The organism is Phormidium tenue FACHB-1052, assembly GCF_014696675.1.
GTDB lineage: Bacteria > Cyanobacteriota > Cyanobacteriia > Phormidesmidales > Phormidesmidaceae > Nodosilinea > Nodosilinea tenuis_A.
Genome location: NZ_JACJQN010000009.1, coordinates 97,346 through 114,662, shown reverse-complemented (window position 1 = coordinate 114,662; position 17,317 = coordinate 97,346). Strand labels below are relative to the sequence as shown.

Sequence of the window (17,317 nt, the reverse complement as noted above, 5' to 3'; positions counted from 1 at the left end):
TCTGGACAGCGGTGTCCATTGCTTAGGATGTGCGGCTCAATAGCGATCTAACAGTAAACTAACCTCGGCCTCTAGGGTCATGCCCGCCATAGCGGTTAGCTCTTCCCGCCGCACCGCCAGGTAGGTTTGAGCTAGCGGTGCGCCCAGAGCGTCCAATAGTAAAGAACTTTGTTCCAGGGCAGCGAGGGACTCTGCTAGAGACTGGGGCAGCAGGGCGATGCCGCGATCGCATCTCTCCTCCCCCGACAAACTGCCTGGGTCTTGCTGCACCGGCTCCGGCAGCGCATAGCCCCGGGCAATGCCGTCGAGACCAGCGGCGATCGCTCCCCCCAGCGCCAAATACGGGTTTGCCGCCCCATCCACCGTCTTCAGCTCAATATGGGTCGGGCTGGGTGACGAAAAATTGCTCGGCACCCGCAGCGCCGCCTCCCGGTTGTCCATCCCCCAGGCCGCGTAGGCCCCGCTCCAGCTGTGGGGTCGCAGTCGCCGGTAGGAGTTGGGGCTAGGGGTGGTGATCGCCATCAGGGCAGGCAAGTGATGCAGCAGCCCAGCCGTAAAGGATCGAGCAGTCTCGGAGAGTCCACCAGCCCCATCGGGCATGAGATTTTGCTCTCCCTGCCATAGGCTCAAGTGCAGGTGACACCCGCTGCCTGCGTAGCCCTCAAACAGCTTGGGTACAAAGGACGCAATTAGACCGTGCTGGTGGGCGATCGCCTTCACCGTCTCGCGATAGACCACATGCTGATCGGCAGCGGCGAGGGCATCGGTATAGCGCACCGAAATTTCCTGCTGCCCCGGCCCCGACTCGGGGTAGTACTGCTCTACGGCGATGCCCTGGGCGCTGAGGGCATCTGCGATCGCCATCACCACTTCCCGATGCAGATCCATCGCCAGCGTAGCGGCAAAGGGCAGATTGTCGGCGGGGAGAATACCGCTGTCGCCCCGTCTGAGCAAGTAAAACTCCGGCTCAAAGGCCGCTTTGATCGTTACTCCCTGGTCAGCGGCTCGCTGCACCATGCGCTTGAGAAACTGCCGCGCACACCAGGGCCAGGGCTGGCCATCCCTCACCATCTCCCCCATCACCCGCGCCTGGCCAGGCGCGTAGGGCAGCATCTGCAAGGTTTCCCAGTCGGGCACCAGCCAGACCTCCCCCACCGGCCCCAGCCCGCTGCCAGGGGCCACGGCATCGGCCACCACCGGAATCGCCTGCTGCGCCGCCGATAGCCCCACGGTGATCGCTTCTCCCTCTTCCAGTTGCCGCGTCAGTGCATCCATATGAATGGCCTTGCCGCGAATGACGTTGCCGTTATCGCACCATACCACCCGCACAAAACGCACCTTACCCTCCCACAGCCGGGTCAAAATCGTCGAGGCATTCTCTGGCATCAGATTGTCTTTAGCTCAACTGCGCTGTACATTCTAAAATCAGTCGCTGGTTGACCAGCGCGTAGGGCTGCACCACCAACGCCCGCCGAAATGCCTGAATCGCCGCCGCATACTGCCCCAGAGCCGCATGGCACAGACCTAGCCCGTGCAGCGCGCCAAAATGGTAGGGCACTAGCTCAATCACCTGCTCGCAGTCGGCCATCGCCTCTCGATACCGATGCTGAACGTAATAGAGCACTGCCCGCCGATTCCAAGCCTCGGCAAAGTCTGGCAGTTCCTCCACTAGCATTGAGAGCCGCTGCTCCGCCGCATCTAGCCGACCGCTGTCCACTAACGCCTGAGCGGCTTGCAGTTGCTGATTGCCCAACTCTCCCTTTTGGCAAAACCAGCGCTGCCACAGAGCGGCGGTGGCCAGCTCACGCTGATACTCATCCTCCTGCTTTAGGCTTTGCAGCAGCACTTCCAGAGTTGAGTCATTCATCATGCTGTTGTCTACCCTAGCGTTGCGCCTTTTATTATCAGACATCCGGCTAAGATTGGCTGCCCAAAGGCAATCTGGCCTTCAAACCCTGGAGTCTGGGGCCCTACAGGTAACAATAAGTGAACTGATTTTTCTAAAGTTGTGAGCTGTTCTAAGCAGATGGGCAGACTACAAATGTGCAAGGAATAAGCCCTACGCACTGAGTCTGCTTCTACCGCTTCTTTGCAGTTAGCAGCTAGGTGTATTTAACGGAATTATCCTTGCAATTTAATTGAACACACTAATTGTTTAGGGATTCAAAACCATGGCTGTTGAAAAAGTAAACTCTTCCTCTAGCTTGGCTGAAGTTGTTGACCGCATTTTGGACAAAGGCATCGTAATTGATGCTTGGGTTCGTGTTTCTCTGGTAGGGATTGAGCTGCTGGCTATCGAAGCCCGTGTTGTTATCGCGTCTGTTGACACCTACCTGAAGTACGCCGAAGCTGTTGGTCTGACCGCTCAAGCTGCTGTACCCGCTGCCTAAGAGCGCCATCGCTCTTGATACCTAATGGGGCAGCAAAATACTGGATTAGCCAATTTTTAGCTGCCCCATAAATTAGAAAATCTAATGCTTGAAATAGCATCTATTAGCAGCGACTTTGCCGTCGGCAAGCCTCAGAACAGCGCTTTGTTATTGCACTAAGACACTTAAACACAACTAAGTTTTAGGGTCTGGCAACGTCCTTCTCTCCGCGCCATTTTCTCTCCTTGCCGTCCTCAAATATTCTCCGTAAATTCACCCTATTTCATTTTCACTAAGGGGAGAGCAGTTCTGTGACAGCACTTTATGACCAGTGGCAAGCCGCCCGACAGCTGCGCCAGAGCGAGGTGGTTAACCGGCGGGATCAAGTCTCTGCTGACCTAGAGCGCTGGCAGGCTGACCGGTTAACCCACGCTGTGCGGTTGCGTCAAGACCTCGACCAACTGATGGCCGACTTGCGTGCTAACACCACCCTATGGCTAGCTCAAACGACCGCCGATCGCGCCGCCCAGATTTTGCCCCGGCAGCAGGCCCGCCAAGACTATATTCAGCAGCTCCAGGTCGATACCGAACTGCTGCTCGCCAACTACCAGACCGATCGCGAAATCAGCGCCGCCGAAGTGCGCCAGCAGCTAGAGTACGACTGCCAAGTGCTGCAAGCCACCGTCAGCGAGCTGCGCCTAGAGATTGCCCAAGAGCTGCGCCAAATTCAGCAGCAGGTGGTTGCCATTCAATCTCAAACCGCCGTGGAGTTGGCGGGCTATCGCCAAGATCAGGCCATAGTGCGGGCCGAACTGTGGCCCCAGCTCACGGCCTACGTCGAAGAGTTGCAGGTGCAGGTGCAGGCTACCCTCAAAGACCTGACCGCTGTGCGCCAGCAGGCAGCAGTGGTCAACCAGGAGCAGCGCCAGAGCGATCGCGCCGCCCTTACCGATTCCGTCGATGCCATGTTCGCCGAACTGGCCGACTTTCGGCAGCAGCTCCAGGCCCAGCGCGCCCAGCTCTCCCACGTGGTCTGGGGTGGTGCTACCGTCGCTCAGACGGCTCCAGCCCCTCGCCCAGTGGCGACCCGACCTGCCGTTACCTCGGTGCCCGCTCGGGCCACAGCGCCAGTCAAAGCGGCCCCTCAGGCCGCGCCACAACCTGTGGTAGCCAAAGCCGCGCTTGTTAAGGCCGCTCCGGCAGCCAAAGTTGCTCCGGCAGCTAAAGTTGCTCCGTCCCGCTCGACCGTGGCCAAGACCGCTCCGACCCGTGCGGTTGCTGCCCCAGTTACCCCCGTCATCGCCCCCGCCCCGGCAGCGGTGGCTGTGGAATCGCCCCCCGCCCCCGAATCCCCTTCCCTTGAAGAGGTGGTTTACAACTACCTGCATTTGGCTCAGGGTGCCCGCCTCAGCGAAATTGAAACCGAGCTGGGCATCAACCGATTTCAGGCCGTAGACGCGCTGCGATCGCTTATCCAAAAAGATCTCATCGTCAAGCAAGACCGTACCTATCTCGTCCAAGAGGAAGCCGTTCTGTGAACACCGTTCTCCAAGCCCGCCCCCGCAACTTTGTCTCCACCCCCACCCTAGAGCGCACCAGCATCAGAGCCCTGCGGTACCTGCAATCGGGGTACTCAATCCACCTCAAAGGCCCGGCTGGTACCGGCAAGACCACTCTGGCCCTGCACCTGGCCGACCTGCTGGCCCGCCCCATCATGCTGCTGTTTGGCGATGATGAGTTTAAAACCTCAGACCTGATCGGCAACCAGTCGGGCTACACCCGCAAAAAAGTGGTCGATAACTACATCCACAGCGTGGTGAAAGTGGAAGACGAGCTACGCCACAACTGGACTGACTCACGCCTCACCCTGGCCTGCCGCGAAGGCTTCACCATGGTGTACGACGAGTTCAACCGCTCCCGCCCCGAAGTGAATAACGTGCTGCTATCGGCCCTCGAAGAAAAACTTCTGGTGCTGCCCCCCAGCAACAACCGAGCCGAGTACATTCGCGTTAGCCCTCACTTCCGCGCCATTCTCACCTCCAACCCTGAAGAATACTGCGGCGTCCACGGCACCCAAGATGCGCTGCAAGATCGCCTAATCACCATCAATATGCCCGAGCCTGACGAACTGGCTCAGCAGCAAATTTTGGTGCAAAAGGTTGGCATCGACAGCTCAGCGGCGCTGCAAATTGTGCAATTGGTCAAAGCCTTTCAGTCGGCGGTTGCCCCAGACATGGTCTCCAGTCTGCGCCCCAGTCTGATGATTGCTACCATCTGCCACGACCACGACATTTTGCCCCTGGCCGAAAACGCTGACTTCCGTGACGTGTGTAGCGACATTCTGCTGGCCCGCTCCAAAGAGCCCGCCCCCGACGCCACCCGCCACCTGTGGAACTTGTTTAACCGCTTTGTGGTGTCCCAGGCCGCGCTGGTCAACGATCTTAGCCTCAAGCCTGAGGCCCACCCTACCGCCCGGTTCCATGGCGAAGAAGAGGATGATGCTCCCCTCCAGCCCCTTGAGGCGCTGGTTGAGTCTGACATAGACGATGTTGCAGTCGAAGATCAGCCTGTAATCGGACCCCAAGACCTTCAGGGTGAAACACTCCCTGAGGCTGTCATCCCTGAGCCTCAGGGTGAAACCGTAGTGGAAACGCCCGCTGAGGCCGAGGCTTTGCCAGAAGAGATAGCCCGAGTGCAGGTCAGCCCCGATGATATCGAAACCCGCATTTTTGACTATCTCGACGCGACCGGTACTGCATCTCTCGTTAATATTGAGGCAGCTCTAGACTTAAACCGATTTCAGGCTGTTAATGCGGTCAAGTCAATGCTCGATCAGGGCTTAATAGAAAAACAGGAAACTGATGGGCAGCTCCAGGGCTACCAGCTGAGTTCTAACTGAAGGTAATCCGTCGTGACCCCCTCCACCCCCGCGACCCGCCCCCAACCCGGTCGCAGCATGGCTACCGCCACCCAGGGGTCTTCCCTGGTAGACGTGATTGAGCGAGTGCTCGACAAAGGCATCGTGATTGCCGGAGATATCTCGGTCTCTGTGGGTTCTACCGAGCTACTGAGCATTCGCATTCGCCTAATTATCTCCTCGGTCGATAAAGCTCGCGAAATTGGCATTAACTGGTGGGAAAGTGATCCCTACCTCAGCAGTCGCACCAACGAGCTTTTGGAAGCCAATCAACAGCTTCAGAGCCGTTTAGAAACTCTAGAAGCCGAACTCAAGGCCCTTCGCTCTGCCGAACCCGTGAGCTAGGCCAAAACCCGGTCGATTTGCTATGAACAAACCCCTGAATTCTTGAAGAATCCAGGAATTTCCCATGCAACCCAACACCCCAAAGAACCACCATGCTGATGATTCGCACCCTGCGGCAAATTGCCACTAGCCGTACAATTCCCAGCTTTCGCTCGGCCTCTAGCCGCAGCCAGGGCGATCGCCAGCGCCCAGTCGATATCCAGCGCGTGGACTACCAGCACCATCGAACTCAAGCAGAAGAAGCCCGTCGCCAGTGGCTGCAACAGCAGTGGCGAAATCGGCCATAGCCAGGGCTATAGAGGCAGAATCGCCTGCCTTGGGATGCACTAGACTGTGGCTATGACTTCCGAAAATGCCGAGCCAGACCTGTCGACCACGCTAGCGCTACAGCCCCCCGCCAAAACCGATGCGGGCCTAGCGCCGCTGTTGCTCACCGTCATTGAGCTGGTGCGGCAGCTGATGGAAGCTCAGGTCATTCGCCGCATGGAGTCGGGCGACCTGGACGACAATGACCTCGAACGAGCCGCCGACAGCCTGCGCAAGCTAGAAGAGCAGGTCGTTTCGATGTGCGAAATTTTTGATGTTGACCCGGCTGACCTCAACATTGACCTGGGGGAAATAGGCACCCTGCTGCCCAAAGAGGGCAACTATTACCCCGGCCAAAAAAACCAGAACCCAACCATTTTAGAGCTGCTCGATCGCCTCCTCGACACTGGTGTCGTCGTCGAAGGCGACGTCGACCTGGGTATGGCTCAGCTCAACCTCATCCACGCCAAGCTGCGTCTAGTGCTGACCTCCAAACCCATCTAACCCCTTACCCCCTTACCCCTCCTCCTACCGCTGCCACAGCCACAGCTTAATGGTCTTATCGGTGCTGGCACTGGCCAACACTTTGCCGCCCGCCTGCACCGCTACCTGATGCACAGGATTGATGTGGGCCGACAGGGTATGTTTGAGCGTGCCATCTTGGCTGCGCCAAAACCGCAGGGTTCCGTCGCTGCTGCCGCTGACCAGCCGCTGACCGTCGGGAAAAAAGGCCACAGTATTCACCTCCTGGGTGTGACCCTGGAGCGTGTGCAGCAGGGTACCCGCAGCTAAATCCCACAGGCGCACGGTGCGGTCTTTGCTGGCGCTGGCGATCGCGCGACCGTCTGGGCTAATCGCGACTTGGTTGACGGTGTTGGTGTGGCCGACGAGAACTTTGAGCGTAGTAGCGGTTTGCACATCCCAAATGCGCACAGTGTTGTCAAGGCCGCCGCTGACCAGTCGTTGGTCAGCAGCGGCAAAGGCCACGGTTTTGAGCATGCCCGCCGAACCTGGCAGGGTTTTCAGCAGAGTGCCCTGGCTCAGGTTCCACAGCTTTAGGGTGCCGTCTTCGCTGGCGCTGGCAACCAATGTGCCGCTGTGGCTGAGGGCGATCGCATTCACATCTCGCAAATGGCCCTTGAGGGTGTGGCGCAGCGAGCCATCGCCCATCTGCCAAATTTTTACAGTCGCATCATCGCCACAGCTAACCAGCAATTGCCCGCGCCGATCAATGGCCACAGCGTTAACGCCTCGGGCGTGCCCCTTGAGGGTGTGAAGCAAGTCTCCCGTCTGCCAGTTCCAAATGCGAACGCTGTCATCTAAGCTGCCACTGGCTAGCACGGGCTGTTGGGCGCTAAACGCAAGGGCAGTCACCCACGACTGATGACCCTTCAAGGTAGTGATGAGCTGCCAGCCCAGGCCAGAACTTGGCGGCTGCGAGCTAGGGCCGTTACTAACAGGCGGGCGGCTCACAGGCTGCGGTGGGCCAGAGGCCGGTTTGCCTGAAACCGGCCTCGGCTGAGAACTGGGGGTGGGATCAGCCGGGGGGGCTGAGGGGCCAGTCATCGGGGGTAGCGAGGTGGTGGGCATGACCAGGCCAGCCGACGGGCCTGGTCTGCTGATGGGGGGGCGATCAATGCCGGTGAATAGGCTTTGACCAGACTGATTTGAAACCCAGCCCGGCACTGCCCCCTCAATTTTGGGCAGTCGTTGCACATCCTCTAGGACATCTTGGGCGGTCTGGTAGCGTTCGCTGACCAAGTCTTTGGTCATGTAGTTCAGCACTGCTGCCAGGTCAGGATGAATGGTGCGTCCCTGCTTTTGCAGGTGCTCTTGCCACAGCCAGCGGCCCTCTTGGGGGCTGTACAGGTCTTCTGGCTTGCAGCCAGTCAGCAGATGCAGGCAAGTGGCTCCCAAGCTATAGAGGTCACTGGAGGGGTAAGCCTGGCCGCTGCGCAGCTGTTCGATAGGCGCATAGCCTTCGGTGCCAATGCGTGTACCTTGCTCGTAGCGAATCGCTTCACTAAACTGTTTAGCCACGCCAAAGTCGATTAGCACGGGCTTTTGATCAATTTTGCGGCGAATGATATTTGACGGGGTAATGTCTCGGTGAATGACGCCGTGCTCGTGGATGAAGCGCAGCACTGGCAGCAGATCTTCTAGCAGCTGGCGCAGGCTGCCTTCGCTGTAGGCCGCTTGGGCCGCAATTTCCTGATACAGGGTGCGCCCCTGAATCATTTGTTGCACCAGGTAGAGGTATTTGTTTTGCTCAAAGTAGGCCAGCAGCGTGGGAATTTGAGGGTGCTCCCCCAGTTCGTGCAGCCGCACCGCCTCCTGCTCGAACAGCTGGACGGCTTTTAGGAATGACTTGGTGCCTTGGGTTTGGGGTGCAAACTGCTTGATCACACAGCGCGTGTTGAGGCGATCAGCATCAAGGGCGAAGTAAGTGCGCCCAAAGCCGCCCCGACCAATTAGCTTCAGGGGACGGTAGCGGCCCCTGAGCCGATGCTCTAAAGGGCTGCCGCAGGTAGGGCAAACCGCAGCTAGGGTAGCGTGATTAGGCTGGGTGCAGTGGGGATTGAGGCAGCAGATCATCACAACGGTGAACCCAGGGAGCGGAGGCATAGCGTCTGCTTATGCTTACTTCCATTTAACCCGCAATCGGTCGGAGAGGGGGGATTTTGCCCAGCCAGTCAAGGGGTAGTGTGACGCTGCTCAAACAGGGGCACAGGGTTCAAGATACTGCGCCATTTCTAGGCCAAACAAAAGTTTTAGCGAGAACTTGGGCGATCGCAGTCTCACCTCTTTTCTCTCTGCGGTGCCAGCGCGTTTGATGTTTTGTTGAGCCGTGAGACCGGCGCTATATTTCGTAATAATTGGGCGATCGCGCCAATCGGCCCAAACCCGTGCGGTATGGTGAAGAACAGCCGTTACTGAGCAATCCACCCCTGTCCCTATGACCCTGGCCCAGCCTCCCCACAACAAAGCCAAAGCCCTCCGCCCAGGGGCCACCCGCCCCGCCAAAGAACTCTGTAGCGAGTGCGGCTTTTGCGATACCTACTACATTCACTACGTCAAAGAGGCCTGTGCCTTTCTCAATCAGCAGTTCCCGACGCTGGAGCAGCAGACCCACGGGCGCAGCCGCGATCTAGAGGCTGAGAACGACGTTTACTTTGGCGTACACCAGGACATGATGGCTGCCCGCAAGCAGCAGCCCATCGAGGGGGCGCAGTGGACCGGCATCGTCAGCACCATTGCCATCGAAATGCTGACCCAAGGGCTAGTGGAAGGGGTAGTGTGCGTTCAGAATACGGAGAGCGATCGCTTCCAGCCCCAGCCCGTCCTCGCTACCACTCCCGAAGAAATCCTGGCGGCGCGGGTCAATAAGCCCACCCTGTCGCCTAACCTATCCGTCTTGGAACAGGTGGAGCGATCGGGCATGAAGCGTCTGCTGGTGATTGGCGTCGGCTGCCAAATTCAGGCCTTGCGGGCGGTAGAAAAGCAGTTGGGGCTAGAGCAGCTCTACGTGCTGGGTACCCCCTGCGTCGACAACGTCAGCCGCGCTGGGCTACAAAAGTTTCTCGAAACCACAAGCCGGTCACCCGACACCGTGGTTCACTACGAATTCATGCAGGACTTCCGCGTACACTTCAAGCATGAGGACGGCTCCACTGAAACAGTGCCCTTCTTTGGCCTCAAGACCAACCAGCTCAAGGACGTGTTTGCCCCCTCCTGCATGAGCTGTTTTGACTATGTGAATGGTTTGGCTGATTTAGTCGTGGGCTACATGGGTGCTCCCTTTGGCTGGCAGTGGATCGTGGTGCGCAACGATCGCGGCCAGGCCATGCTCGACACCGTGATGGATCAGCTCGATACCCAGCCGGTAATGTCGGTGGGCGATCGCAAAGCTGCCGTCCAGCAAAGCATTCCCGCCTACGACAAGGCCGTCACGTTACCCATGTGGGCCGCCAAGCTCATGGGTGTGGTGATCGAGCGCATTGGCCCCAAGGGGCTAGAGTACGCCCGCTTTTCGATCGATTCCCACTTCACCCGCAACTATCTCTACGTCAAGCGCAACTATCCGCAAAAGCTGGCCGCCCATGTGCCCGAATTTGCCAAGCGCATTGTCAGCCAGTACAAGCTGCCCGATTGATTTATAGGAAAGGGCGGCACGATCATCCTGCCGCCCCCATCAATGAGTGATCCTTAGCAGCTATGAACCTTGCTACACCACGCTGTGTCCCTTCGCCAGCCAGGTGTCTAGCTCCGCAGGGGCCTGAGCTTGAGCCAAGATTGCCCTAAGCTGTTCACCGTCGAGCACCTCAGTCTCCAGCAACGTTTTCGTGGCCGACTCCAACAGCCCCCGATTGAGCTGAAGGATGGCCATCGCCACGGTGCGAGCCCCATTGAGCAGCAGATTTACCTGGCGATCGATCTCGGTTGCCACTTCAGGGCTGGTCACCCGCCTGTCGCTGCCCCCATCCAAAAACTGCGCCGAGGCTTTAGCAAAGGCCACCGGCCCGAGGCTGGCGCTCATGCCGTACTCGGTCACCGCTTTCTCCGCCAGGTCGGTTGCTTTTTGAATATCGTCGCTAGCGCCCGTGGAAACTTTGCCAAAAACGATTTCCTCAGCGGCACGTCCGCCGAGCAGGGTGGCGAGCTGCCCCCGCAATTCGTCTTCGAGCATCAAAAAGCGGTCATTCTCCGGCATTTGCAGGGTGTAGCCCAAGACTCCTAGCCCCCGGGGCACAATCGAAATTTTGGTAACCCGATTGCCGCCCGGCATCAGTGCCCCCACCAGAGCATGGCCCACTTCGTGGTAGGCGACCGTCTGCCGCTCTATCGGCGTGAGCACCCTAGACCGCTTCTCTAGCCCGGCGATCACCCGCTCGATCGCCTCCATAAAATCGGTCATCAGCACCGCCTGACGATTGTGGCGGGCGGCCATCAGCGCCGCTTCATTGACCAGGTTGGCCAAATCGGCTCCAGCGAAACCAGCGGTTTGACCCGCAATCTCTGTCAGGTTCACATCTTCACCCAGGGCCACCCCCTGACCATGCACTTGCAAAATCTCTAGCCTGCCACTCTTGTCGGGGCGATCGACTAGCACTTGACGGTCAAACCGGCCTGGACGGCGCAGGGCCGGGTCTAGGGTTTCGGGGCGGTTGGTGGCAGCAATTACGATCACACCGTCATTGCCGTCAAAGCCATCCATCTCGGTGAGCAGTTGATTTAGGGTTTGCTCACGCTCGTCGTTGCCACCTACAGGGTTGCCACCACGGGTTTTACCGACAGCATCTAGCTCGTCAATAAACACAATGCAAGGGGCCTGGCGCTTGGCTTTATTAAACAAGTCGCGCACCCGTGAAGCACCCACTCCTACAAACATTTCCACAAACTCTGAGCCCGCCATGCTGAGAAAAGGCACCCCGGCCTCGCCCGCAACGGCCTTGGCCAGCAACGTTTTGCCGGTGCCCGGAGGCCCCACCAACAGCACCCCTTTGGGAATTTTTGCCCCCAGTTTGCGGTACTTGTCGCCATTGGCCAAAAAGTCGACCACCTCTTGCAGCTCCTGCTTGGCCTCGTCTACTCCAGCCACATCGGCAAAGGTGACGCCGGTCTTGCTCTTGCTATAACTACGGACTTTGCTCTTGCCCATGCCTACAGCGGTGCCGACCCCACCACCCGCACTGCTAAATTTTGCGGCCAGGGCTAAGGCTCCGACCAGCAGGCCTGACGAAATGATCAACCCGGCGATGCTCGCTGGCGGTAAAGGTTCAGGGGCGATCGCAACCTGCACCCCCTGACGTTTAAGCTGGCTCACCACCTCGTCTGTAGAGCCCACCGGCTGTGTCGTATAACGACGGCGGCCAAACTCAGGCTTGAGCGTATAGTCAATGCGATCGCGCCCAATCGTCACCCGCTGCACCTGGGCATTATTGACCTGCTCTACAAAAGTGCTGTAGGCCGACTGCAAGGGAGTTTCCGTTTTCATTGGGTAAATCCTATAGGGGCGAGTTCAACGTGCGAGGCGCTGGGGAAGCTCCCCGCCGACCGCTCACTGTCTTGATTCTGAGGCACCCTGCTACCGCTGCCCCAGAGGGGAAAACGCCCTAAGTCAGGTGTAGTTACCGAAGGGCCAAACGCTAGCTATACGGTGCTTACGACCTTGCTCGGATGATCACCGTACTCTCAGCCCAAAACCGGCCCTGTGGGGTGAGGGCTAGACATGCCCGATCGCCCCATCACGGTTGACGCCGTCAACTTATAAAAGTCCTGCGCTACATAAAAAAGGCTGAAAGCTAGAACCAACCCTGCGCCCGGAACCCGGCGACCTCAGCGCCGGTCTCGGAGGCTGTACCCTTAACTAGCCCCAGCTTAGATGGCCGCTCTAGACAATGCCATCTAAGTATTTAGCTAGTACCCGCATAAAAAAGTTACTAAAATCCGGTTAAGTATCGAAAAAATACTCAGTACACAATATGAAGTTCTCACTAAGATAGAAACCTGAGGTGCACACCCCATAGTTACTGTCAGCCCCCGACACACCTGGAGAACGGTTAAAAACATCACAGGCGATCGCCGCAGTCGTCCCAGCGACTTTACACCCGTGATCGCTTGGCTACAATAGCTGGGTATTTTAGTAGGTAAACACTGGTCACTTCCGTAGAAGTGCCCTCGACGTTGACTAGCTATTACCCAAGGCCCATGGAGCACCCCCGTTTTCATCCTAGGCGTAGCGGCCCTAACTAGGCACTTGATCGCGCTTTAGGCTCATCTATTTGTTGCTGTAAGGTTTAGCCTTCAAGCTAAGCCTTACCCCATGCGCGTTATCAGTTTTGTTGTTCGGCATATCGGTCTTAGAAACATGAGTCGTCATCTACTGCGAAAGGCTTTGCGGCTTCCTCAAGCAGCAATCAAGCGTTTGGTTACCGGGCTGCTACAACTTGTGCTTTTGGCTAACCGACCGGCCCGCTTAGCCCGGTCGGGTTTTGTGTTGCCTACCACGGTGTTGTTGGTAATTATGGTGGTGCTTACCGCCACCGCTCTTACCTATCGCTCCTTTACCCGCAGCGATATGGCCATTTCCCAGCGCGAGCAGCAGGTGATTGCTAATGCTGCCACTCCGGCTCTCGACCGAGCCAAAGCCAAAATCGAGTTTGTGTTCAACAAAGATACTCGCCTGCCGAGTGGGTTACCCACCAGCGATTTTTTGGCCAGCATGATGCTGACAGTGCCTTACGAAACAGGGGTAGTGGCCCTACCTGGTGATCCCTTCACTCTCCCCGACGAGACCCGATTAGACATTAACCGCGACAACGTCCTTGATAATGCCTGGTCGTTTGTCAGTAGTGCCAACGGCGAAACTATTGTCTACTCTATTTTGGCCGACGACCAAGGCCCAGGAACTGGCAATACAGTAGTCGTACAATCCCCCGTCAACCAGGCAAAAGCCAATGCCCTGGTAACGCGTACCGGCCCTTTGGCTACCACTGAGGCCACCTCCAACTGCTCAAACGCTCGATCTGAGGCCGGCTGGCAGGTAGTTAACAATGGCGATTCAGCCACCCTGCAAAAGAATTATCAGATCAACGTGTTTGTGCCTAACGCAAACAGCGCCAACCGCACCGTAGAGTCCTTTGAGCTTCAGCAGTCGCGTATTGCCAACCGGGGCAACAAGTGGGCCGCTTGGTTCCGCTACGATATGGAAATTTTTGCGGGCCCTGTATTCAATATCAACGGGGCTATGCACACCGACGGCAATTTGATTGTCAACGGTGGCAACGGCAGTGGCAGCTTTACCTCCTACATGATTAGCTCCCACAATTCCTGTGTTTATGGCAGACAGTCGTCAGAAATCACCGTAGCTGACACAATCACTACACCAAGTGGTACCTTTCAGGGCCAAATCGTCAAGGGCGACATGGGTAGAAACGTCTACGGCGGTCGCACTACCACCTTCCACACTTGGACGAACGACAACGCTGCCCCCAACGCCAACCGAACTCTTGAGACAGATAATGATTCTGTAAGCGGGGGTGTACCCGGCGATGTGGCAACAAATCCGATCATCCTCTTTGGTCTAGACAGGCACGTACACACCAACAACTCAACTTGGAATCGTGATAATGCCTGGGATACCAACCCAATTACCACAGAGCGTCGCGTTTTTAACCAAAGGGTGCCAAAGCCCTTTGTGGATGACTTTTCTAGAGCAGACAATCGCTGGGGTCCTAAGCCTCGCTACAGCGACAACAACAATGCCCTAGACCTAACCCTCAACGGCTTGACCGTAGGTAGCAGAATTGACAACTCTCTTGACCAGCTAACCGACCCGGTAGAAGGGCTAGATGGCTATTGGGAACGGCAGGCGACAGAATACGGTTTGCGCCTCGTCGTTGGAGAGCGCCTAGAATTGGGTAACCCCAGCGGGTGGAACTACAACCCAGCCACTAACGCTATTGATACAACTCTCCAAGACCGTTTATATCCGCCTAATGCGGCTCCATCGGTAGGGAGCAAAATTGGTGCTAACGAGTACCGCCAAAAGCGCAGCCTGCGCGACAACCTGGCGGCTGTGCAGAGCATGGTGGTTTACCACTACGACCATCCCACTGGTGGAGCATATCCAGCTGCCTGTATGGCCATGACGGCCCACCCTGGTACCCTACAAACCATTCGCAACAGCCGCGACTTCCGCAATTTTCCGGGTACAAACGCGCCTTACCCCAATTTCTTGACCGGTACCGGTACCAATGGTTGGGAGTTTGGGTTCTATGCAGAGACTGGTTTTGGAGCTTCAGTCCAAGATAAGACTAGCGATCTGGGCAAAGCGCTTAGAAACCTGGCATACTTCGCTGGCGACCCCAGAGGCGGTGCCCCGTTCTTTCCACCTGTGCAAGATGCCGTTGTGCATCCTTTCCCCTACATGGCCATGTGGGGCGACTTTTCCCCCCTGCGTAGAATCTTTGATGACTACCTAGATGCCACCACAGGGGCCGTCACCTACGCCAACTTGAGTTCAGCGGATAAAGCTACCCTGCACTCCGCGGCCTGTACTCTAGGTATGCTGGGTTACAATCTACAATTTGCTTCAGATACAACTAAGCTTTTGACCTGGGCTAACACGGTAGGCGGAATCAGCAATCAGGGTCAGATTTTTAACCAAATCGGCACGCCCATTTGGGATGCCTTTGGGGGTGGTAACGGCGGCCCTGCCGCTGGTAGCCTAGCTGCTCAGTGCAATTTAATCGCCGCTAATCGATACGATTGCACAAATGTCAGACCAACGAAAGAACAGCTCATTGCTCTAGCTGGTTTTAACGCCAATCAAAGTCGCTATGTAGATATGCTTAGCGATCTGACTCAAGTTGAGCGTGATAGAACTTATGGATTTCAACAGTCACCAGAATCCACAACCTTTGGTGCCTACGAGGTTCAGCGAGGCAACCAACGCTATCTCTTTAGGTTCCCAGACAACTGTCACCCCAACAATACAGCTGGAACGCTTGGCCCATTGTTCAACGCCGCCGCTGGTTCTGGGGGTACAACCGACCAAAAAGCTGGCGTAGCTCTCATCTGTGCCTCACGGCCCAAGTACCCCTCCCTCTTCTACCTTTTCCCTAAAACCGCCCACGGCCAAAGAGATGGTCAACCGCTCACAGAAGAGTTCATTAACCCAACTAGAACTGGGTATATCTTAGATACTGCCGGAACAGCCGGAGTCAACGTTGGGGCTAGTAGATACCAACCCGTAGAACCTGGCACTATAGCCCTGGCCCCTCGGTTAATTGCCGACTGGCAGTCTCCTCCGCCTGGCTCGCCCCTGGCCTCCACATCCTACAACCCCCAAGCAAACCACATCATTGGTGGCATTGGTAACGTCAGGGAAGTAGCCTTTCTCGACAAAGGCATGTTTGATGGCCGAGAGCAAATGGGCATTCGAGTGCTCGATATTGATCTAAAACGGCTCACCAGCACAACGGTGAGGGGTGGCACCGACACCTGGCTCTCAGACATTGCCTGCGATCCTGATACTCAAGATTGCGATGTATTTACAGAAGGTATTGTCTACGCCTATCGCGAAGACGCTGTTCGCGAAGAAGAAATTGTGCGACCGGCAAGAGCAGGACAGACTATTGACAACTGTCTCACAGTTGCTGATGTTATATCCACTAACTGCCGGATGATCACCACTCCAGGTTCTGAGCAAGACCCACCGCTATCTGGTGCTCGAATCAGCCTCAAGCCTGTGGACTTTTATGGCGACCCAGATCGTCGCCCCAACGGGTTCCGGCTGCTAAATGGTGCAGACATGAGCGAACTTTTAACTCGAGATGTCGGCATGACCTTTGTTACCGACAACAGCGTCTACGTCTTGGGCAACTTCAACCTCCACAGCACTGGCGGTACAGTAGCCACAATCATTGAAGAGTTCAAATCGAAAATCGGCGGCATAGATTGGACTATGGCCAACTTCTACAACAACCGAGTGGAAGACCCCACTAATGCCAACGGCATTGACGTTAGGTTCTCTCAGCCAACCACCGATACCTGGCGACCGGTAGAAATCTTATCCGACTCCTTCAACATCCTGACTGCCAATTTCCTTGATGGTGCTGTAGAAGATGCCTTCATTCAACCTAGACCTGGTTCAGCTGCGTCAAACACAACCTCGTATATGAACCAGAGCCGCCCCAACGCTGCTCAAAACGTTGTACGAGACGTAAGTCCACCAGTTAGCGCATCCACTCCAGCAAATTCTCCAGTTTGGATCAACCGCAACAACAACGCTTTTATTGGTACTAACCCGATCAACACAGCGGTGGCTGCTAGCGATTGGACTGGGCTAGGCGATAGCGAAGACGATCGCCGGCAAAATGCTCGTCTCGTCGAGGACGGCACCACTGACTACGTCAATGCTGTCGTCATCGCGGGCATTGTACCCAGCCGCCCTCGGCAGTCCTACGGTGGGTTACACAACTTCCCACGCCTAAACGAGGTGTGGTCAGTCGGCAACACCAACCGCAACCTACAAATTGCAGGCGCGTTCTTCCAGCTCAACTTTTCTACAGCAGCTACTGGCCCCTTTGAGCACGATGCTTGGGAACCCGGCGCTGCCCCCCCTAATAACAACGACGAGGGTCTTGGCTATTACCGCCCACCGGCTCGGCGCTGGGGTTACGATCCGGGGTTGCTCTACTATCCTCCAGCTGCGGCAGCTCGGCGTTTTGTCTCGGTCGATACCCCTCGCAGTGAGTACTTTCGTGAGCTAGCTTCCGACGACCCTTATATCGTCAATCTGCGCTGTGCTACTAGAACCGGTGGAGCCTTTGTCTTCAATGATCCAACCGTCAGAGGCACCTGCCCTGCCTAGGTT

General features: G+C 56.8%; 12 protein-coding genes. 8 read left to right on the top strand and 4 right to left on the bottom strand.

Translation table 11 applies throughout. From position 1 onward, the window contains the following. Positions 1-36: 36 nt before the first annotated feature. Both H6G07_RS13680 and H6G07_RS13675 read right to left on the bottom strand, forming a co-directional pair. Entirely contained in the window at positions 37-1,386 is a 1,350-nt protein-coding gene (locus H6G07_RS13680) for a glutamine synthetase family protein (protein WP_073608717.1), read from the bottom strand. A 10-nt stretch (positions 1,387-1,396) separates the two neighbouring features. Continuing rightward, a complete protein-coding gene (locus H6G07_RS13675) occupies positions 1,397-1,867 on the bottom strand; it encodes a tetratricopeptide repeat protein (RefSeq protein WP_073608716.1) in 471 nt (156 codons plus the stop codon). 304 nt (positions 1,868-2,171) lie between these two features. Here H6G07_RS13675 and gvpA point away from each other — a divergent pair, with 304 nt between their 5' ends. From gvpA to H6G07_RS13645, 6 genes are all read left to right on the top strand, one after another. Then, positions 2,172-2,390, top strand: coding sequence for a gas vesicle structural protein GvpA (gene gvpA, locus H6G07_RS13670; protein ID WP_073608715.1), 219 nt, complete (start codon positions 2,172-2,174; stop codon positions 2,388-2,390). 290 nt (positions 2,391-2,680) lie between these two features. Further along, positions 2,681-3,907 carry a hypothetical protein gene (locus H6G07_RS13665; RefSeq protein WP_073608714.1) on the top strand — a complete coding sequence of 409 codons (1,227 nt, stop codon included), beginning with the start codon at positions 2,681-2,683 and terminating at the stop codon, positions 3,905-3,907. Continuing rightward, positions 3,904-5,268, top strand: a complete 1,365-nt coding sequence (gene gvpN, locus H6G07_RS13660) for a gas vesicle protein GvpN (RefSeq protein WP_073608713.1) — start codon at positions 3,904-3,906, stop codon at positions 5,266-5,268. The genes H6G07_RS13665 and gvpN overlap by 4 nt, the downstream gene beginning before the upstream one ends. Positions 5,269-5,325: 57 nt before the next feature. Then, the gene (locus H6G07_RS13655) at positions 5,326-5,631 is read left to right on the top strand and encodes a gas vesicle protein (protein ID WP_073608826.1); all 306 of its coding nucleotides are present in this window, start codon (positions 5,326-5,328) and stop codon (positions 5,629-5,631) included. A gap of 92 nt (positions 5,632-5,723) precedes the next feature. Then, on the top strand, positions 5,724-5,918 hold the full coding sequence (locus H6G07_RS13650) for a hypothetical protein (RefSeq protein WP_073608712.1): 195 nt from the start codon (positions 5,724-5,726) through the stop codon (positions 5,916-5,918). A 52-nt stretch (positions 5,919-5,970) separates the two neighbouring features. After that, entirely contained in the window at positions 5,971-6,441 is a 471-nt protein-coding gene (locus H6G07_RS13645) for a gas vesicle protein K (RefSeq protein WP_073608711.1), read from the top strand. Between the two features lie 24 nt (positions 6,442-6,465). On the opposite strand, the gene H6G07_RS13640 is transcribed toward H6G07_RS13645, so the two are convergent. After that, positions 6,466-8,562 carry a serine/threonine-protein kinase gene (locus H6G07_RS13640; RefSeq protein ID WP_242026768.1) on the bottom strand — a complete coding sequence of 699 codons (2,097 nt, stop codon included), beginning with the start codon at positions 8,560-8,562 and terminating at the stop codon, positions 6,466-6,468. Positions 8,563-8,893: 331 nt separating this feature from the next. Between H6G07_RS13640 and H6G07_RS13635 the strand changes: the two genes are divergently transcribed. Beyond that, positions 8,894-10,090: a Coenzyme F420 hydrogenase/dehydrogenase, beta subunit C-terminal domain gene (locus H6G07_RS13635; protein ID WP_073608709.1), complete on the top strand. Its 1,197-nt coding sequence runs from the start codon at positions 8,894-8,896 to the stop codon at positions 10,088-10,090. A 72-nt stretch (positions 10,091-10,162) separates the two neighbouring features. Here H6G07_RS13635 and ftsH read toward each other — a convergent pair whose 3' ends face one another. Continuing rightward, entirely contained in the window at positions 10,163-11,932 is a 1,770-nt protein-coding gene (gene ftsH / locus H6G07_RS13630) for an ATP-dependent zinc metalloprotease FtsH (RefSeq protein WP_073608708.1), read from the bottom strand. Between the two features lie 828 nt (positions 11,933-12,760). On the opposite strand from ftsH, the gene hpsA reads away from it, so the two are divergent. Then, positions 12,761-17,314, top strand: coding sequence for a hormogonium polysaccharide biosynthesis protein HpsA (gene hpsA / locus H6G07_RS13625; protein WP_338420702.1), 4,554 nt, complete (start codon positions 12,761-12,763; stop codon positions 17,312-17,314). Positions 17,315-17,317: the final 3 nt, after the last annotated feature.

Excerpts from the sequence above, each read along its gene's own strand:
- H6G07_RS13680 (WP_073608717.1), bottom strand. The coding sequence starts at position 1,386 with ATGCCAGAGAATGCCTCGACGATTTTGACCCGGCTGTGGGAGGGTAAG.
- H6G07_RS13675 (WP_073608716.1), bottom strand. The coding sequence starts at position 1,867 with ATGAATGACTCAACTCTGGAAGTGCTGCTGCAAAGCCTAAAGCAGGAG.
- gvpA (WP_073608715.1), top strand. The coding sequence starts at position 2,172 with ATGGCTGTTGAAAAAGTAAACTCTTCCTCTAGCTTGGCTGAAGTTGTT.
- H6G07_RS13655 (WP_073608826.1), top strand. The coding sequence starts at position 5,326 with ATGGCTACCGCCACCCAGGGGTCTTCCCTGGTAGACGTGATTGAGCGA.
- H6G07_RS13650 (WP_073608712.1), top strand. The coding sequence starts at position 5,724 with ATGCTGATGATTCGCACCCTGCGGCAAATTGCCACTAGCCGTACAATT.
- H6G07_RS13645 (WP_073608711.1), top strand. The coding sequence starts at position 5,971 with ATGACTTCCGAAAATGCCGAGCCAGACCTGTCGACCACGCTAGCGCTA.
- H6G07_RS13640 (WP_242026768.1), bottom strand. The coding sequence starts at position 8,562 with ATGCCTCCGCTCCCTGGGTTCACCGTTGTGATGATCTGCTGCCTCAAT.
- H6G07_RS13635 (WP_073608709.1), top strand. The coding sequence starts at position 8,894 with ATGACCCTGGCCCAGCCTCCCCACAACAAAGCCAAAGCCCTCCGCCCA.
- ftsH (WP_073608708.1), bottom strand. The coding sequence starts at position 11,932 with ATGAAAACGGAAACTCCCTTGCAGTCGGCCTACAGCACTTTTGTAGAG.
- hpsA (WP_338420702.1), top strand. The coding sequence starts at position 12,761 with ATGCGCGTTATCAGTTTTGTTGTTCGGCATATCGGTCTTAGAAACATG.